The sequence below is a fragment of the Sphaerisporangium sp. NPDC049002 genome, assembly GCF_040649355.1.
Lineage (GTDB): Bacteria > Actinomycetota > Actinomycetes > Streptosporangiales > Streptosporangiaceae > Sphaerisporangium.
The window spans coordinates 1-17,288 of record NZ_JBEZFH010000080.1; the positions used below are offsets into that span (position 1 = coordinate 1).

Sequence of the window (17,288 nt, forward strand, 5' to 3'; positions counted from 1 at the left end):
GGGTCATCGTCACTGTCTCGATCGTCCTGTCTAGCTCTGTTTCACATCATGAGGACTCATTCGTCCTATGTCTCACAAGAGTCTGACAGAGAGGGCTCCAGGTCGTCCCGTCAGATGATCCTTGGCTCTTCACCGCCGTCACCGCAGGTTTCATCGTTCTGACAGCCTTGCTGCTGCGCACTCGCTCCGCCCGATTCGCGCTGCGGGCGCTGCGCGGCCGGTTCACTTCGTAGAGAGTGAGTGCAACGCCCAGGTGATCAGGTCAGTTCGGCGTTTCGGCGGCTGTTCGTTCTCACCAGGCGCCAACAGGCCCAGACGGTCTTGCCGGAGGTACCAGAGGGGCCGGAGAGCGGGGTGACGCCGCACTCGTGGGCCAGGGCCTCGACAATGGTCAGGCCGCGGCCGTGGACGGCCTCGACGCCGAGGTGGAGGTGACGAGGCCGTTCGGCGGCGTGGTCGGTGACCTGGACGCGCAGCTCGCCGCCCTCGGCGGACAGCGCGAGCCTGACCGGCGGCTTCCCGTAGCTCAGCGCGTTGGCCAGCAACTCATCGACCACCAGCACCACATCGTCGGCCAAGGACTCCAGCGCCCATGAAATGAGGACCTCCCTCACCATGCTCCGGGTCTTGCCGATCATCGACAGGTCGCAGGGCAGATCCCAGCACACGGTACGCGCGCCGTCCGGCGTGCTGTCCGGCATCTTCGCTCGCCCGGTCGAGACCGCCGACATCGTGATCCCCGTCGACCGACACCAGGTGGTGTACGGCACCTCAATCTGGGACAAAACCTAATAAGTGGCATGCACCCCGCCGTCCCGCCGGTGCCCTCCGGGTCGAAAGCGACCAGGGGCGCGGTGGTCCACGGCTCCGGGTGCCTAACTAGTGGGCTCTCCTGTGTCGTTCAGCCATCGTGGTAACGGGCTGCTGCGTCGTGCCGGTTGAGCGCGTGAGTCAGCGACGCTTCGGCCGCGGCGACTGCGGTCATGAGCTGGTCCAGGAGGTCGGTGGGTATGACGCCTTTCCCCAGCCCCGAGGTGTCAACGAGTCTGGTGAACATGTTGATGGCTCGTGCGGAGAGCTGCGATGCGCAGATTGCGTGAGTGGCGGCCTCGCGGGCGGCGTAGGCGTCGGCTGAGCGCAGTATGTCGGACTCGATGGCGTGAACCAGAGGGGAGACGGTGTCGGTGAGGTCGATCGCGGTCAGTCTGAGGCGGGTCCGGAAGAGTACCTGCTCGGGCGCGTCGTCGAGCGCGAGAAGACCGTCGGCCATGGTGTCGGCCCTGGGGTTGCTGGTCAGGACCGCCAGGCAGGTTGCCACGGCCTGCTCCCAGGGGGTTTGCGTAGAGGTTTCGGTCAGGAGGCGCGCGGCAAGCAGGTGATCTCCGGCCGCATGGTGGGCGATGATGGCGATTTGGCGGCCGTCGAGAAGCCGCTGCCCAACGCCCTGGTGGTCTTGGAGGTGCTGGAGCGCCTGCGCCCATCGGCCCGCCTGGGCCAGGGCCCGGCTTCCATCGGCCAGGAGTACGGTCCACAGCCACTGGAGGAGTTCCCGGTGAGCATCAGGGGTGCGGGTCAGGTTGCCGAGGGCGGTGGTCTTGTCATCGATCTGGGCGGTCACCTTGTTCTGGACGGCGGTGAACAGTGTTTCGATCAGGTGGTGTGCGGCGGTGCCATTGCCGTCTCGGGTAAGGAGCCGGCCGAGGTTGATGAGAGGCTGAAGCGCGAGTTTCGCTGTCGCCACTTCGAACGGCTGAGCTTCATGGAAGATCGCGAACTGGGACCAGCACCAGAGTCTGGCGAGCGAGGGCAGGCCGCAGTCGCTAGCGATCAGAGCAGCGAGGTTATGCGCCTCGGCGGCTTTCCTCAGGGCGTGGTCCGGGTGCTCGGTTGCGGCGTCCGCCAAGTCGCCGACTTGGCGGATACGCACGTCGAGGGGATGACAGGCGGGCCGGCCGCGCGCCACGAGGGGGAACCGCCGGGCGATGTCCTTGCGGAAGGATGTCATCAGGTCACCAGGCGACGGCCAGCACCGTATGGACCTTCTCGATGACCGTCATCGCGGCGAGGTGCGTCCTATCGCACGGCTTAAGGTGCGCGTCGATCCGCGGGGCGGTGTCGCGGTGCTCCTTGTCCCAGAGCTGGATCTGGTCCATGAGTGAGGTCGCCAGGTCGCTGCCGTGGGGTCCGTGCGCGCGGGCGCCGAGCTCGAACAAAATCCCCGGGACATCGGCGGGCCGGATGGTGAGGTAGGCCAAGGAGTCGGTCTCGTTTGTCATGGCCGCACCGCCCCACCGGAATGCCGGGGTCGCCAGGTCGGTTTCGACAGCCGAGATTTGCGCGACGATCCGGCAAAACCCCTGGCAGGTGGTGGCGAGCCACAGGTCGAGGTGTTGGAAGGTTCGTCCGGATGGGATCGCGATCCCCGACCAGGAGCGGGTTGCGGGCTCGTCCAGTGCTCGGGCGAGTGCCTCGGGCGGCGCGGTTCGCCCGTCACCGAGCACGAGCGTGACGCCGTCAGCCAGGGCGATGGTGGGTTCGCTCTGGGCCCCGATTCCTCGCATCGCGAGGAACCCGCAGGTCATCATGGAGCGGCTCACCAGGTGGCCGCCTTGCCTGTCGAACGCGATGGAGCGGGTAGTTCCGCCGGTGATCCGTAGCGGTACGACGAGCCGACCGGTGGGAGCGAGTTGCCGCCACCAGGCGGGCGGCAGGTCCCACGCCCCGGCGGTGACGATGATCTTGTCGTAGGGGGCGGCGGGGGCATGTCCCTGTGCGCCATCGGCGCACAGGACCTCGACCCGACCGTATCCGGTGGAGGCCAACGCCGCGGCGGCTCCGTCGACGACATCCTGGTCGATGTCAATGGTGACGACCCTGCCGGCGGGTCCGGTCAGTTCGGCCAGCAGGGCGGCGTTGTACCCGGTCCCGGCGCCGATCTCCAGGATGTGGTCACCGGGCTGGACGTCGAGTTGTTCCAGCATCGAGGCGACCACCCCGGGCGCGGAAGCGGAGCTGAGCGCGGCACCGGTGTGGTCTCGTTTGGTGACAACGGCGTCATCGGGGGCGTAGGCGCTGTCCAGCGACGCGTCGGCCACGAAGGGGTGGCGGGCCACCGTGCGCAGGGCGGTTTCGACTCGCTCGGTGGTGACGGTTCCGCGTGACACCAGCAGGTCGACGAGGCGAGCGTGGAGACGGGCGGCGGTGTCCGGCTCGGTCGTGTTCATCGTGGGAATCTACCTTCGGTGGTGAGGACGGGCTGGGATGGACACGGCGTGGGCATGAGCAGGGCGGCGCTCCACGGTGTGGTCACCTGGCGGTCGGCCAGTCCGCTGCGGTCGGCCAACGTCAGCGCGATGCCGGCCGCACCCACGAGGAGTCCTGGCTCGTCGGTGGCCTGCCCGTGGTCACGGTGCTGGAAGGCGAATGGCAGCGCCGGGTCGTATTGGTCGGCCAACGCGTCGTCGGCTCTGCGCGCGGTGGCGGTGTTTCCGATTGTCTGGGCGCACAGGAGTACTCCAGCGCTTCCATGGCACAGGGTCGGCCCTTCAGTGTCCCAGGCGCGAGTGGACAGCGCGGCGATGGCCGAGTGTCCCACCTGGGTGAGGTCCGGATCCTGCAGCGCTTCACCGGCGGCGATGAGGGCTGCGCCGATGCCTGGTGCGCCGTAGCACCAGGCATCGCGGCGGCCTCGGGTGCTGGGGGTGGAAGCAGTTCCGGCGAGGTCGTCGGCGGTGATCTGTGGTGGCCAGCTGCCTTCTGCCCGCCAGGCCAGCAGCCACCGAGCGGCAGCGCGCATCGCGTCGGCGGTTGCGTCGTCACCGCGCCCGGCGAGCTGGCAGGCGGCCAGGAACGCGAGCGGTCCGGCGATCCCGTGGGCGAGTCCGGTGTTCGCGGCGTCGCGGTTGTGCGGATCGGCGAGCGCGGCAGAGGAGCGCGGAGTTGGTCTCCACCAGCCGGGACGTCCGCCGTCCATGTTGATCATCGCGGTGAGGGAATCACGGGCGGCAAGCATCCCCGGTTCGGCCCGCCCCTGCCCGGCTTGGGCGGCGGCCAGCAGGACGCGGCCGATTCCGGACAGCCCGTTGATGAGGTCGTAAGTCTGCCAGGGCGTCCCGGGTTCGCCGGCGTCTCGGCGGTCGCGCTGCCAGGCCGCTATGGCGGTCGCCCGAGCGGAGAGCCAACCTACGCCGCGTTGGACCGGCCTGCGGTAGGGCTCGGGGTCGGGCAGGTAGGGGGTGCCGAGGATGAGGGACGCAGCGAGTGCACCGACGCCATTGAAGATGCCGCCGACCCGCTGGGGGTGGGAGGTGTTGATCTGTGCCGCGCGGGCCCAGTGGAGGTCTGCCGCCTTCTGAAACCGCAGGTCGGTCGCCGACAAGCGAGCGTGCAGGAGCGCGGTTCCGGCCAGTCCGCGGGACAGGGACGTGGCGGCTGGACCTGCCTCGGCGGTGATCGACTCGGGGTCCAGGAGCCGTTCGGCGATGGCGGCGGCCAGGTTGGGAAGGGCGGTGATGGTCATCGGGCCTCCACGGTCCGGTGGGCGTGGTGAGCGATCCGGTCGGCGGCCAGGGCCCGGATGAGATCCTCACCGGTGGGCGCGAGCCGGTTGCAATGCAGGTGGATGAGGTCGGATCCGACGCCGCCGCGTCGGCCGGGGGGCAGCATGGCGATATAGGCGTCCAACATCAGCTGCCATCCGGACGTGAACGCGGGTGCTACCGCAGCTCGTGCCCTTGGCCTCAGGCTGTTCATCCGTCGATGGGTTTCCCGACCGAGCCGCTCGCCGTGGACTGCTGTGCGGGTGCGTGCTGCGATCGTGGCCGTGGTGATTGCGGCGATGACCAGCCGCTGGTCCTCGTCGCGCACTGTGGACAGCACATCGAGGGCGAGGCGGCTGTCGGCGCCGAAGAAGTGTTCCGCGGCGGTGATGGCGCCATCACCGCCGTACCGTTCGATCTCCTGTTCGTACGGTTCGACGCAGAATCCGGAGATGAGGCGCTGCTGGTGCAGGGTAGCTGCCCAATCGGACAGGGCAGGCAGAACGGTGCCGTTCAACACGGCCGGGTCGGCGTGGAAGCGGACGCGCAGATGCTCGCCGTGACGCTGGTCGTGGTAGCGGAGCCAGAACCACCGGTCCCAGGCGCCGGCCAAGTCCCGCGCCTGCCGGGCCAGTGATCGCAGGATCTGCTCGTAGCAGGCGGGCGGAGCTTCGACAGCGAGCGAGAGCCAGGGCCCGCCCGGTAGGTGCAGGCCCTCTCCGAGACGCCGCACCGGCGGGGCGGCCAGTGCGGGAGCACACGTAGGGGTGGTGCGGTCGAGCGAGACGACCAACTCCAGGAGGTGGTGACCGTCAGGGCCGGCCATCACCGCAGCGATCGCCTGGTCATCTCCTGGTGGAGCGGTGACGGCGGCCAGGCCACGCCGGACATAGCGGCGCAGCAACTCACGGTCGTCGGACCGGCGCAGGTCCAGTGGCAGTCGCCGGTCCACGTCGTCAGTGACGACTATGTCGGGCGGCGGCGGCCGGGTCACCGATCGCCATGAAGTGAGCGCGGCCTCCCAGCCGTCAGCACCGGCGGCGGCCTGCCTGGCGGCCAACGTCAGGTGCGTCGGAAGAACCCAGCGGGCGGGTGCCAGCCAGGTGTCGCGGTAGCGGACGGCGGGTGTGAACGGCGCGGCGATGCCCGCCCACGACCAGCAGTGCCAGGGGCGTTCCCCTGCATGTCCCGCCAGGGCCAAGAAGCGGGCGACCGGTGGCAGCAGCGACAGAGCGACCCGCGAATAGAGAACAGGACGGACCCGCTGGTTGTGGGCCTTGGACCACACAATCAGATGGTGGCCGTTCGAGAACACATTCAAATTTGTGAGATCCAGATCGCCGACCCGGGGCGCTACCCCGACCGGGATGCGATGGGCGGCCAGACCGGTTTCCGCCGTGACGGAGATGACCGAGCCTGTGCGGGGGCGCACCACCAATTCGGCGACCAGAGCCCCGCCCTCCGCTTCGGTGTCTTGAGTGTGCTGGGGACGGCCGAGCAAGGGGATGAACCGCCCGATCGTCGACAGCGCGTCCTGCGATCCTCCGCACACCGCCACCTGGAATCGGTGGTCCGCCAACTGCCCCGCGTCGCCGGCAAGGACCCGCACGTAGATCTCACCGGTGCGGGGAACGGCGGCATCGCTGCGGTTCGTCAACCGGTCGATTGTCGCCTCGTCTACGTCGATCGCGGTTCTGCCTTCAGATACCGCCTGCGATAACAGCCGGGCAAGAACCGCCTCACGCCGTGGATCGAGAGGACCTGCCCCGATGTGAGTGAGGTCTTCGACCGGGCCCAGGCCCACGACGGGATCCAGGACGTCCAGCAGCGGCACGGCGCGTGATGTTCCGTACCGGGTGAGGAACCGCTGGTGGAAGTCGGTGAGAGGGTCGATGCCCCAGCCGATCCGCCACAGCACGTCGGCGGCCTCCGCGGCCTGTTGGGCCACCCGGGCAGGCAGGGCCACGGTCGCGTCCGCCACTGTGTCGACCCGCAGGAGGCCGTCGGCGGGCAGAACCTGCTGGCCGACTTCCAGAGCGGCGGTGAGGAGCGCGAGCCGCATGGTGCTACCCGGCCGATGACGATCTGCTTCGCTCAGCTGGTCTCGCAGCCGTGTCAGAAGGTCGCGGCGCGGCGAGCCGTCCGGGAGCCGGCCCAGCAGATGTCGCAAAGGATCACACCGCAGATCACGGGGCAGTAGATCATGCAGGAGGAAACCGTTGTGGATCAGCTCACGCACAAGCCCCGGCCCTGACCCTGGAGCCGCCCGGCGCCATCGCCGTGCCACTTCGGCTACGACGTGCGCGGCCGATTCGCCGTCCCGGCAGGTCGCCAGGACGAACGCGGTCACGTCGGTGTGGCGGATGCTGATCGTCACTGGCGCGGCGGATTCCGGGTCCATGGGCCGTTCGATCTCCCAGCGGTCGCCTCGCAGCACGGCGACGTTGCTGCTGGTCAATCTCACCTTCTCCAACCCGTCGGCGTCGTCGATGATCGAGCGTGCCAGCAGGCACAGCCACTGCGGGTCCGGGTTGGTGAGGGTCCGGTGCGCCGCCCCTAGGCGCAGTTCCGGGTCACCCGAGAACGCCGCAGGAGCGACGGCTGTGAAGACGCCGTGTGGAGTGGTGCGCGTGCGTGACCGCGTCGCGTAGGCCCGCCACGTCAAGCCGGCGGCGAGGGAGCGGCCAGAGGCGTTCGCAGCCGGGCCGCTGGCCACGGTGACGCCCTCGATCAGCAAGGGATCGGTGGGGTCGGCGCCGGAGTCCCGCGCCGGGCGCAGCGGTATACGAGCCAGAGCGTCCGATCGGGGCGTGAACAGCCGACGGGCCACAGCGCACTCTCCTTTGGTGAGGGCCGCGGCCCGTCGCCTGATCGGGCGGTCTAGCTCCGCGGTTCGGGGTAGCTGCAGGCGGGCTGCGTGCCACAGCCGTTGTCGGTCATGGCATCGACGGCCAGGAGGGCGCCCTCGTGCGTCTTCGCGTCGAGGTCGAACAGGTCGGTCATGAGTTTGTCCAGGGTCTGCCTGGTCATGGCTCCTCCGGTTTCCGGTGCGGCGCTCTGTCATGGCTTCCCGGCTTCCCTGGTGCGCGCCACTGCCAGTGGGGGCCGGATAGAGATTCAGCATCATGGTGAGCCCGGCCGGGGCCGGGGCCAAGGGAAACGTTTGGGCCAATGCGATTGGCCAAACGTGACCAAACGCGGGATGCGCACCTGTGGAGGCATGGTGAGACCACCGCTCGCGGTGGCAAGGCCGTGAAGCAGGAAGCCGCCGAAGCCCCATCCGCGGCGAGCGGAATCTCCGTCCTTTAGGGCGGAGAGGACGTCAATCGTCGAGCTTGAGCACCATCACGTCAGCGACTTCAGCGTCCGGCGCCGGCTGGTTGGTGCCCGCGATGTGCCATCCCAGGTGCTCGTACATGTCATGTGCCGGGGCGGCCGGCAGCGACAGCAGCGTGGCCCATGGCTCGGGGCGACCGCCAAGCAACTCATCCAGCAGTCGACGCCCGTACCCGTTGCCCCGGTGCTCGGGAATCACGTTGAGTTCGATGACCGCGAACTTCTCGGCCTGCAGAACCTCTTCCGGCGCGGGCGTCGTGTCGCCTCCCCACCACCGGCCGGCGGCGAACGGGAGACCGAACGCCCACCCGATCAGCCGCCCTCCGTCGCGCGCGGACACCAGCTGAAACCCTGGGGTGTCGACCTGACGGCGGGTCCGGTCCAGGTACCGCTCCTTGGACGCGTTCGGGTTGGAGTTGTACGGCGGTTCCGCCTGAATCTCCAGGTAGCGGATCACGTATTCGTCGCTCAGGACCTCGGAGGCGTCGCCGCCGTGCTTGTGGTCGAACACGATGCCCATCAGGTTCCTCCGGTCGGTAACGCGAGTTGATCGCGGTATTCGATCACGGACAGCGTGGTGCGGGCTAGCGGTGGCACTGCGTCGGCGACCCCTACTGCCAGGTGGTGGACGAACTTGGTGACATTGTCCGGGCCGAGCGCGGCGAGGACTTGGCGGGCGTGGTTGAGCCCGTCGTCTACGTGGCCGCGCCGGGTCTCGGAGTAGGCGCGATGGAGCTCCACCTGGGCGCGCTGCCGTGGCCGCCCTGCCGGGTAGGACGCGAGCGCTTCCTGCTGCGCGCTGCCAGCGTCCGGGTGCCCGGCCAGGGTGTACACCAGGGACCGGCAGTAGAACAGCCGGAACGCCGGCCACCCTTCGGCCGAGAGCAGGTCCAAGGTGATCTCGTCGGGCAGTCGGTCGAACACCCGCACCTGCTCGTCCAACGCGGCGTACGCCTCACCGGCGGCTCCCGCCAAGGCGAGGGCATGCGCCCGCGCGCCGAGGGCCTCCACAGTGGCCAGGCAGGGCCGTCCCTGGGTGAGCTTCAACGCGGTGTCGGCGCGGGCCAGCACCAGCACCGGCGGCCGGTCCTCGTGCAACGCCTGCACCGCCTCGGAAGCATACGCCGCCGCCTCTGCGTTGGGGTCGCTGGTTCGTTCTGCGGCTCGCCTGGCCAGGGCCCACCAGTGCCGCGACTCGCGGGCGAACCCTGTCGAGCCGAGCGTGTGGGCCAGTAGGTGGGTCATGCGCGCGTTGACCCGTAGCCAGCGGACGGCTTCCCCGGTCGGGACAGAGGTCATGGCCTGTTGGAGGGCAAGCACGTCAGCGGCGAGGTCGCCGAGCACATCCCGTTGAGGGCGCGACACGATCGCGTGGGAGTACTCCCACACCAGTTCCTCGTAGTCGTCGATGCCGGGGTGACCGACGTTCTGGTCAACGACGGAACGCAGCCGCTCCAGCCCATCCTGGAACGGCGCGGCTGCGGCGGTTCCCGCGGCGGCGATACCACCGAGAAGAAGTTGCCGGCGCAATGGGTCCATGGCGTCAGCATCCCACCGGGCCGCCGTTACGGCGGACGGTCGTGGCTCGTCGTTGGCCAGCGCAGAGGCGCGCAAGGCCACAAGGAACCCGCCCGCCTGGTAGAGACGATCGAGCCGCTCCACCGCGTCGGAGGGTGCCATGCGGACGCCCCGTTCCCACCGGCCGAGATTCCCCCAGTCGCCCAGGATCTTCTCGGCTGCCGCCTCCAGCGTCATGCCGCGGAATTCTCGCCAATGCCGCAGGCCGGCACCCAGCAGATGCTTGGGGCCCTCGGATGGGTCCACCGGCCGGGAGGTGGGAGGCATTCCGGCTCCTTGTTTTGGTCACGATTGGCCAGCTGCTTGCTTCTGGCCAAAACCCTGCCCCTGGAATCGCTCCTGATCACCACCAGCATGTCACAGGGGCATACAGGCCGCGCTGCGTTGACAGCACAACGTCACCTGAATGGCGAACAGCCTTGCTCATGCGCACTCGCTCTGCCCGATTCGCGCTGAGGGCGCTACGCGGCCGGTTCACTTCGTAGTGAGTGAGAACACCCGGGTGATCAGGTCAGTCCGGCGCGTCGGATGATGTTCGTTCACACGAGGCGCCAACAGGCCCAGACGGTCTTGCCGGAGGTACCAGAGGGGCCGGAGAGTGGCGTGATGCCGCACTCGTGGGCCAGGGCCTCGACGATGGTCAGGCCGCGGCCGTGGACGGCCTCGATGCCGAGGTGGAGGTGGCGAGGCAGTTCGGCGGCGTGGTCGGTGACCTGGACGCGCAGTAGTTCGCCATCCTCGGCGGAAAGGGCGAGCCTGACCGGTGGCTCTCCGTAGCTCAGCGCGTTGGCCAGCAACTCGTCGACCACCAGCACCACATCGTCGGCCAAGGACTCCAGCGTCCATGAGGTGAGGATCTCCCTCACCATGCTCCGGGTCTTGCCGATCACCGACAGGTCGCAGGGTAGATCCCAGCAGACGGTACGCGCGCCGTCCGGCGTGCTGTCCGGCATCTTCGCTCCTCGGGGTGGACGCGACATTGGCAGGGGCCTACGCGGCTCCGGCCGCGTGGGCAGGGGCAGGCGGGGCACGAGCCCCGGCCGTACGGCGGGCACCGGCTGTATGGGCAAGGCTTCGAGGGGCACGTGCCCCGGCTGTACGGCGGGCACCGGCTGTACGGGCAAGGCTTCGCGGGGTACGGGCGCCGTCGGTGGCCGTGGGCGACGCGCCCATGCGGACCGCTCGGCCTGGAGCACAAGATCGCGCCGCCCGGCCTCACGTACTAGGTCGCCCACCTCGGCCTCACGCATCCGGTCGCGCAACTCATCAGCGGTACCGGCCTGCACGATCAAAGGCTCGGACGCGGACCAGACGGCAGCGGCATAGAAACGGCGCGCACCCAGCCCGTACCAAACGGCCCAGACCGGCTCCAATAGATCCAACTGCCGCGCGGCGGCCCGCTCAGCCGGATCCCAACCCCTCGGGCGAACCCGAACCACTGCCTCACTCCGCCGATGCCGGCCCCGTTGCCGCGTCGTGTTCTCGTGATCGTTCATGCCGCTCCCCCGCCCATATCCGGCACGGGGATCGCCTGCGGAGAGTGGCGGAGGAGTGACAGATCCCTAGCCGGCACTCGGAGGAACGGACCATCGAGACCACGCTTTCCCGCTCTCGATACAGCCATTCTTATCCCCTCTTATCTGGACATAGTGGACCGTCTTTTATCGCCCCTATATAGGCATCTCCGCAGCATCGGCAGGAGGTCTGCTTAGGTCGCCTTCTCGGCCCCTCAAGTCACTTCACAGAGTGCCTCTGACCGGCTACGTTGTGCATCCAAAGGCAGAGCACATTGCCGGACGGTTTGTACTACCGGTGTGCTGGCTGTGCTGAAGGAGTAGCGATTTCTCGCCGGACGGAGGCCCGCATGTACGTACCCCCCGATCCTGACCCGACTGTTAAGCCTTTGGTTTTTCTGGGCGCCGAAATGCGCAAGCGCCGAATTCGGGCGAATTTGACCCAAGACCGACTGGCCAGGACCATCCAGTTCAGCCAGAGTCTGGTCGGCTTCATCGAGCGCGGCGAGCGCACGCCGAGTCAGAACTTCATGCAGCGCTACGACGACGCCCTCAACGCGGGCGGCGAACTCGTCCGCCTGTGGGCACACCTGACCCGGGGCGCGAGCCCCAGATGGTTCCGCAACTGGCTGGAAGTCGAGCATGAGGCCCACACCCTGCACGCGTGGGAACCGTTGTACGTTCCGGGCCTCCTACAGACCGAGGAGTACGCGAGGGTCGTCATCCGTGGAGAACCCGGCATAACGGAACCACAAGTCGACAAAGCTGTAACCGCGCGCATGGAGCGACAAGCGATCTTCGAACGACCCAGCCCGCCTATGCTGCGTGTATTGCTGGACGAAGGCGTCCTCCATCGTCCGATCGGCGGCAAGAAAGTGATGCATCGCCAGCTCGAACGCTTGCTTGAGGCGGTAGAGTCCCCTCGAATCGGTATTCAGATCATCCCAGTGGCGCTGGGCGTGACCACAGGACTCCTCGGTGGATTCGCTATCGCGCAGCTTTCAGACACCTCGGATAATGTGTACATCGAATCCGCGACCCATGGACACGTAACGGACCGTCCGGAAGACGTCGAAGCCATCCGTAGTAGATACGACGCCCTTCGAGCCACAGCGCAACCCGAACACACGTCCATTGAGCTGATCAGAGAGGCGGAGAAACTGTGGATCTGAATGATGAGCTGAAGGCTGCGGCCTGGCGCAAGGCGACCAAGAGCGGATCCAACCAGGGGAACTGCTTGGAAGTAGCTCCGCTGTCCGGCGGGCGGGTCGGGTTGCGGGACACCGAGGCGCCCGACAAGGCACCCTTCGTGGTGAGCGCGAGCGTCTGGGATGCCTTCGTCGACGGAGCAAAGCAGGGCGAGTTCGACTTCTAACCTCAACGCCAGACCCACGAGAAGCCCGTAGGCCACCGCCACGGGCTTCTCGTCGTCCAAGCCACGCGGTGTCCGGCTTCAGGTTCCTGGGGGTTGGAGACGTGCCAGCAGGTCTCTGATCTCCAATGTACGGGCGTCGTCGGGGCCGTAGATGACGGAGAAGTCGTCGTGCAGAGGTTCGAGGACGGCGACGGCGTCCTTCCTCTGTCCTTCGGCGGCGAGCAGGTACCCGATGTCTCGTCGCAGGTCCAGCACGGTCTCGTCCCCGTCGCCCCTCTCGGCCCGGAACCGTGCCAGCACCTGTCGCAGCTCTTCGAGGGCCACGGTCCCCTGGCCCAGTTCCGCGCGGCAGTAGGCCGCCTGCCGCCGGCATTCCAGGGTGTCCACGTCGGCTGGGCCCGCGACCCGCGCGTACGCGGCGGCGAGCCTGTCGAACTCGGGCAGGGCACGCCGGACGTCACCGCCGATCACCAGGATCGCCGCCCGCCGCTGCCGAAGCCGCAGCACCCGCTGGTTGTCGCTGCCCAGGGCGTCGGAGGCCGCTTTGAGCACCGCGTTGAGCACGTCGGCGGCCTGCGTGTACCGATCCTCGGTGAGCAGTTCATCGGACTCGGCCTCCGCGTCCGCGATGGCCTCAAGCGCCTCCCCCGCGGAGACAGGCTCCGCGTCACTCTGCTCGACGAGGCTCTGATCAGGCCGGGGGCGCGGCGCGCAGGGGTTCCGGTACGGGCGAGTGGGGTCGGGCAGTCGTGCCCCGCCTCGCTCGGCGACCTCTGGACGCTCACCCGGGGCCGGCAGGAACGGGATCAGCCGCTCGAAGACCTCCTGAGCATCGGCGGGGCGGTCTTCCGGTCTTTTGGCCAGCAGTTCCAGGGTCAGCCGTTCGAGATCCTCCGGCACGTCTCCCCGGAGCAGCCCCAGCCGCCGTGGCTGCTCGAAGAGGTGCTGCCACATGAGACGAGCGCCGTTCAGACCACCATCGAAAACGGGTTCCCCAGTGCAGAGCTCGTGCAGGATGCATCCGACCGCGTACAGGTCGGTTCGCGGAGTGACCTGGACCGCCTGGACCTGCTCGGGGGACATGTAGCGGGCCGTCCCCATGGGCACTCCGGCCTCGGTCAGCCTGGTGACGTCGGGCCGTAAGATCGCCGCGATGCCGAAGTCCAGGACCTTCACCGTCCCGTCGGCGGCGACCATCAGGTTGTCCGGCTTCAGGTCTCGGTGGACGACCGGGATCGCGTGCGCGTACGACAGGACGGTGCAGATCTGGGCCACCACGGACGCCACCCAGGAGATGGGCAGCGGCGCCTCCGAGGAGATGAACCTGGTGAGCGGCGTGCCGTGCACCAGCTCCATCACCAGGTACAGGTGCGCGACCGAACGCTCCAGAACCGCGTCGTACACCTCGGGGACGCCGTGATGACCGATGCGAGCCGTGACCCTGGCCTCCCGGCGGAACCGCCTGGTCAGCACCTCGGCGTGTTCAGGGTAGGAGATGAGCTCCGGGAGGATCAGTTTGATCGCGACCTCGCGGTCGAGCACCGCGTCGTACCCCCGCCAGACCTGGCCCATCGCCCCGGCGTCGAGCTCCTCGACGAGCTCGTATCGGCCCGCGATCTTCCGTGATCTCACCGTTCTCCCGGTCGTCTCACATCGTGACGCAGTTCATGTCCCCTGTGGGGATCACTGTTGATCATCGGGATCCGTGTCCGCTGACCACAGGGACATCCCCCATCTCGTCGAGAGTGTTACGCCACGTCGTCCGCGATGCCCTGCTGGCGGCGGATCAGGTTCCACGCGGCGCTGCGGGCGCTGCGGTTGAGGGAACTGCGGAAGTCGCGATCCGGGGCGAAGTACTTGCGACCGAGGTCCGCCATCGTGTCGAGGTGCTCCATCATCTTGTCCTCGAAGACCGGATCGAATACCTGGCCGAAGTTCTCCTCGTCGACGTTCGCGACGGCGGCGAGTTGGACCTTCGACTCCTTCATCGCCTCCTCGAAGGGCTTGATGATGTCCTGCTCGGTGAGCGAGGTGCCGAACCGCTGGTTGAACTTCTCCACCAACTCCGACAGCAGCGACTTCTCCGGCTCCTTGCCACCACCGGCTCCGTCGCCGAAGCCTCCAAGGACGGCCTCACCCTCCGAGGTCAAGCTGACGTCGTACTCCCCGGTCTTCTCGACCCGCAAGTGGCTGAGGTCGACGTCGCCGATGTCCACGCTGCCGTCCTCCCGCCGGTCCAGGCGGGTGAGCAGGTGCCGGCCGTAGAGGTAGAGGCGTTCCAGGTCCTCGTCGCTGTAGGGGATGATCTGAGCGAGGAAGGCGTACTTACGGACGTAGTCGTCCAGGTCCGCGCGGAATTTGTCCGCCGTCTCCCGTTCCTCCTCGTCATCGCTGTGGAGCAACGCGGAGAACCGCTCGCACGCGGGCGCGAGGTGCCGGTAGAGCTCCGCATGCAGCTTCACCCATTTCGCCTGGTCACCGGCCGCCCGCTCCTCGGCGGCCAGGTAGGCGGCGGCGAAGGCGTGCATCTCCGCCTCGACCAGGACCGCCGCCGACATCACCCTCGTCTGCGCGGTGTAGAGGAGGTTCGGATCGGTGGGGAACGTGATCGCCTGCTCGAAATACGGCCGGAAGGCGTCCTGGATGTCTCCCGCGTTGTTCACGAAATCCAGCACGGCCAGGTCGCCTTGCGACTTGCGGTCGGCCGTGCGGTTGAGCCGTGAGAGGGTCTGCACGGCGTTGATGCCGGTGAGCTTCTTGTTGACGTACATCGTCGTCAGCAACGGCTGGTCGAATCCGGTCTGGTACTTCTCGGCCACGACGAGGATCCGGTACTCGGGCTGTCCCGGTGCGCCCGACGCCACGGACTTGTCGTCGGCGCGGGTGTAGCCGAACGCCTTCGGCAGGGCGGGTTCTGACAGCCCGCCGTTCTCCTTGGACTCGCTGGTCTCCTCCCCCTCATAGGTGAGGGTCCCGGAGAATGCGACCAGCACACCGATCCCCGCAAAGCCGCGGTCACCGATGTACTGCTTGATCTTCCTGGCCATCCGCACGGCATCGAGACGGGAAGAGGTCACCACCATCGCCTTGGCACGGCCACCGAGACGGCCCGCGGTGTGCGCGCGGAAGTGCTCGACGATCACCTGCGCGTGCCGCACCACCGTGGATTCGTGGGTGTACGCGGCTCTGGCGAGCAACGAATTCGCCTTGGCGGCGTCGACCTCCCGCTCGTCGGGGTTGTTGTTGACGAGCCTGTAGTAGGTGTCGTAGGTGACGTAGTTGCGCAACGGGTCGAGGATGAAGCCCTCCTCGATGGCCTGCCGCATCGCGTAGGTGTGGAAGGGACGGTAGACGCGGTCGCCGCCGAGCGTCCCGAACAGTTCCAGCGTCTTGGCCTTGGGGGTGGCGGTGAAGGCGAAATAGGACAGGTTCGCGCTCATGCCGCGCCTGGCGGCCCTGGTCTTGAGTTTGGCGGCGGTGCTTTCCGCGCCTTCCTGCGCCGCCTTCGCGGTGGTCGCGCCCTCCTCGTCGGAGTCCGCGTCCAGGCCCAGATCCCGCAGGGCGTCGCGTACGGCCGTGGCCGCGTCACCGGACTGGGAGGAGTGCGCCTCGTCGACGATGATCGCGAAGCGGCGACCCTTGATCTCGGTCGGCGTGCGCCTCAGGTAGTCCATGAGCGCGGGGAAGGTCTGCAACGTCACTGTGATGATCTTGCCGCTCTCTTTCGAGAGCGCCTGGGCGAGCTGTTCGGACTTGGCGCCGCGGCTCTCGTCGATCGACACCACCAGCCCGGCCGTCTGCTCGAAGCTGCCGACCGTTTCGCGGAGCTGCGCGTCGAGGTTCCTCCGGTCGGTGAGGATGACGACCTTGTCGAACACCGGGGCCCCTGGCTTGAGGCCGACCGCGACCGCGTCCGGATCGAGCCGCGACACGTCGGTCGAGGTATGTAACGATGACAGACGGTGTCCGAGCCAGGCGATCGTGTTCGACTTGCCCGACCCGGCCGAGGCCATGATGAGGTAGTTGTGCCCCGCACCGTGCCGGGCGGCGTGCTCGGTCAGCTTCCTGACCGCGTCCCACTGGTGATAGCGGGGGAAGACCAGCCTCTTCGTCGTCCGCCCGTCCGCCCCCTTCTCCTTGTGCAGGTGGACGAAACGCTCCAGCAGGTCCAGCCAGTTGTCCGGCTGCCAGATCTCTTCCCACAAGTAGGACGTGGCGTATTTCCCGGGGCCGGTCGCGACGGGGTTTCCCTTGCCGCCCTTTTTGCCCGGCCCTTCCGACCCTTGGTTGAACGGCAGGAACACCGTCTTGGCACCGCGGAGCCGGGTGGCCACGAAGACGAGGTCGGGGTCGACCGCGAAGTTCGCCACCACCCGCCGGAGGAAGATCGGCTCGGTGGGGTCACGCTCGGTGCGGTACTGCTCCTTGGCCTGCTCCACGCTCTGACCCGTCAGCGGGTTCTTCAGCTCGGCCGTCGCGACAGGGATGCCGTTCAGGAAAAGGGTCAGATCGAGCCGGTTGCCGTGGTCCGCCTGCTTGGTCGCGTACGCCAGTTCCCGGACAACGGTCAGCCGGTTCTGGCGATATTCGGCCAGGATGGCGTCGGAGGTGACCAAGGAGGGCTTGAAGTAGGCCACCCGGATCCGGACGCCGCGGTCCTTGACCCCCTTGCGCAGCACTTCAAGGAGGCCGTCGTTGGAGATGGCCTGATCGAGCCGCTTCGCGAACCCCTGCTGCGCGGCGTCGGGGTCCCCGCCGTAGGCGATGAGCAGTTCGTTCCATTCATCGATCTGAGTGGCGCCGATGAACGTGAACAGCTCGCCCGTGTCCAGCCCCAACCCGGGGCGGTACCCGGCGGGGTCACCTAACTCCCACCCGTTGTCGACCATCGCGGAGACGATCGCGGCGCCGAACACGGACTCGTGATGAATGGGGCTCATTGGGGGG

13 protein-coding genes are annotated in these 17,288 nt (G+C 67.8%); 2 read left to right on the plus strand and 11 right to left on the minus strand.

The features are described from left to right. Positions 1–257: 257 nt before the first annotated feature. The 9 genes from AB0B89_RS17770 to AB0B89_RS17810 form a co-directional block, all read right to left on the minus strand. Positions 258–701: an ATP-binding protein gene (locus tag AB0B89_RS17770; RefSeq protein WP_358553561.1), complete on the minus strand. Its 444-nt coding sequence runs from the start codon at positions 699–701 to the stop codon at positions 258–260. Positions 702–901: 200 nt separating this feature from the next. Further along, a complete protein-coding gene (locus AB0B89_RS17775) occupies positions 902–2,005 on the minus strand; it encodes a hypothetical protein (RefSeq protein ID WP_358553563.1) in 1,104 nt (367 codons plus the stop codon). Positions 2,006–2,009: 4 nt separating this feature from the next. Continuing rightward, positions 2,010–3,224, minus strand: a complete 1,215-nt coding sequence (fxlM, locus tag AB0B89_RS17780; protein WP_358553565.1) for a methyltransferase, FxLD system — start codon at positions 3,222–3,224, stop codon at positions 2,010–2,012. Beyond that, positions 3,221–4,519, minus strand: coding sequence for a lanthionine synthetase C family protein (locus AB0B89_RS17785; RefSeq protein ID WP_358553567.1), 1,299 nt, complete (start codon positions 4,517–4,519; stop codon positions 3,221–3,223). Before AB0B89_RS17785 ends, fxlM begins: the two co-directional genes overlap by 4 nt. Further along, the gene (locus AB0B89_RS17790) at positions 4,516–7,275 is read right to left on the minus strand and encodes a lantibiotic dehydratase (RefSeq protein WP_358553569.1); all 2,760 of its coding nucleotides are present in this window, start codon (positions 7,273–7,275) and stop codon (positions 4,516–4,518) included. The genes AB0B89_RS17785 and AB0B89_RS17790 overlap by 4 nt, the downstream gene beginning before the upstream one ends. A 143-nt stretch (positions 7,276–7,418) precedes the next feature. Further along, the gene (locus tag AB0B89_RS17795) at positions 7,419–7,568 is read right to left on the minus strand and encodes a hypothetical protein (protein WP_358553571.1); all 150 of its coding nucleotides are present in this window, start codon (positions 7,566–7,568) and stop codon (positions 7,419–7,421) included. A gap of 292 nt (positions 7,569–7,860) precedes the next feature. Continuing rightward, on the minus strand, positions 7,861–8,394 hold the full coding sequence (locus tag AB0B89_RS17800) for a GNAT family N-acetyltransferase (RefSeq protein ID WP_358553573.1): 534 nt from the start codon (positions 8,392–8,394) through the stop codon (positions 7,861–7,863). After that, the gene (locus AB0B89_RS17805; RefSeq protein ID WP_358553575.1) at positions 8,394–9,719 is read right to left on the minus strand and encodes a helix-turn-helix transcriptional regulator; all 1,326 of its coding nucleotides are present in this window, start codon (positions 9,717–9,719) and stop codon (positions 8,394–8,396) included. Before AB0B89_RS17805 ends, AB0B89_RS17800 begins: the two co-directional genes overlap by 1 nt. 272 nt (positions 9,720–9,991) lie before the next feature. Next, positions 9,992–10,405 (minus strand): ATP-binding protein, encoded by a 414-nt coding sequence (locus AB0B89_RS17810; protein WP_358553577.1) that lies wholly within the window; start codon positions 10,403–10,405, stop codon positions 9,992–9,994. A 911-nt stretch (positions 10,406–11,316) separates the two neighbouring features. Between AB0B89_RS17810 and AB0B89_RS17815 the strand changes: the two genes are divergently transcribed. Next, positions 11,317–12,138, plus strand: a complete 822-nt coding sequence (locus AB0B89_RS17815; RefSeq protein ID WP_358553579.1) for a helix-turn-helix transcriptional regulator — start codon at positions 11,317–11,319, stop codon at positions 12,136–12,138. After that, complete coding sequence (locus AB0B89_RS17820) at positions 12,129–12,341, plus strand: DUF397 domain-containing protein (protein ID WP_358553581.1); 213 nt, start codon at positions 12,129–12,131, stop codon at positions 12,339–12,341. The genes AB0B89_RS17815 and AB0B89_RS17820 overlap by 10 nt, the downstream gene beginning before the upstream one ends. A gap of 78 nt (positions 12,342–12,419) precedes the next feature. Here the strand turns inward: AB0B89_RS17820 and AB0B89_RS17825 are convergent, their stop codons facing one another. Both AB0B89_RS17825 and AB0B89_RS17830 read right to left on the minus strand, forming a co-directional pair. Beyond that, the gene (locus AB0B89_RS17825) at positions 12,420–13,973 is read right to left on the minus strand and encodes a serine/threonine-protein kinase (RefSeq protein ID WP_358553583.1); all 1,554 of its coding nucleotides are present in this window, start codon (positions 13,971–13,973) and stop codon (positions 12,420–12,422) included. A 116-nt stretch (positions 13,974–14,089) separates the two neighbouring features. After that, on the minus strand, positions 14,090–17,281 hold the full coding sequence (locus AB0B89_RS17830) for a type I restriction endonuclease (protein WP_358553585.1): 3,192 nt from the start codon (positions 17,279–17,281) through the stop codon (positions 14,090–14,092). Positions 17,282–17,288 lie beyond the last annotated feature (7 nt).

Bases quoted from the DNA above. Each gene is read 5' to 3' on its own strand.
- AB0B89_RS17770 (WP_358553561.1), bottom strand. From the start codon at position 701: ATGCCGGACAGCACGCCGGACGGCGCGCGTACCGTGTGCTGGGATCTG.
- AB0B89_RS17775 (WP_358553563.1), bottom strand. From the start codon at position 2,005: ATGACATCCTTCCGCAAGGACATCGCCCGGCGGTTCCCCCTCGTGGCG.
- fxlM (WP_358553565.1), bottom strand. From the start codon at position 3,224: ATGAACACGACCGAGCCGGACACCGCCGCCCGTCTCCACGCTCGCCTC.
- AB0B89_RS17785 (WP_358553567.1), bottom strand. From the start codon at position 4,519: ATGACCATCACCGCCCTTCCCAACCTGGCCGCCGCCATCGCCGAACGG.
- AB0B89_RS17795 (WP_358553571.1), bottom strand. From the start codon at position 7,568: ATGACCAGGCAGACCCTGGACAAACTCATGACCGACCTGTTCGACCTC.
- AB0B89_RS17800 (WP_358553573.1), bottom strand. From the start codon at position 8,394: ATGGGCATCGTGTTCGACCACAAGCACGGCGGCGACGCCTCCGAGGTC.
- AB0B89_RS17805 (WP_358553575.1), bottom strand. From the start codon at position 9,719: ATGCCTCCCACCTCCCGGCCGGTGGACCCATCCGAGGGCCCCAAGCAT.
- AB0B89_RS17810 (WP_358553577.1), bottom strand. From the start codon at position 10,405: ATGCCGGACAGCACGCCGGACGGCGCGCGTACCGTCTGCTGGGATCTA.
- AB0B89_RS17815 (WP_358553579.1), top strand. From the start codon at position 11,317: ATGTACGTACCCCCCGATCCTGACCCGACTGTTAAGCCTTTGGTTTTT.
- AB0B89_RS17830 (WP_358553585.1), bottom strand. From the start codon at position 17,281: ATGAGCCCCATTCATCACGAGTCCGTGTTCGGCGCCGCGATCGTCTCC.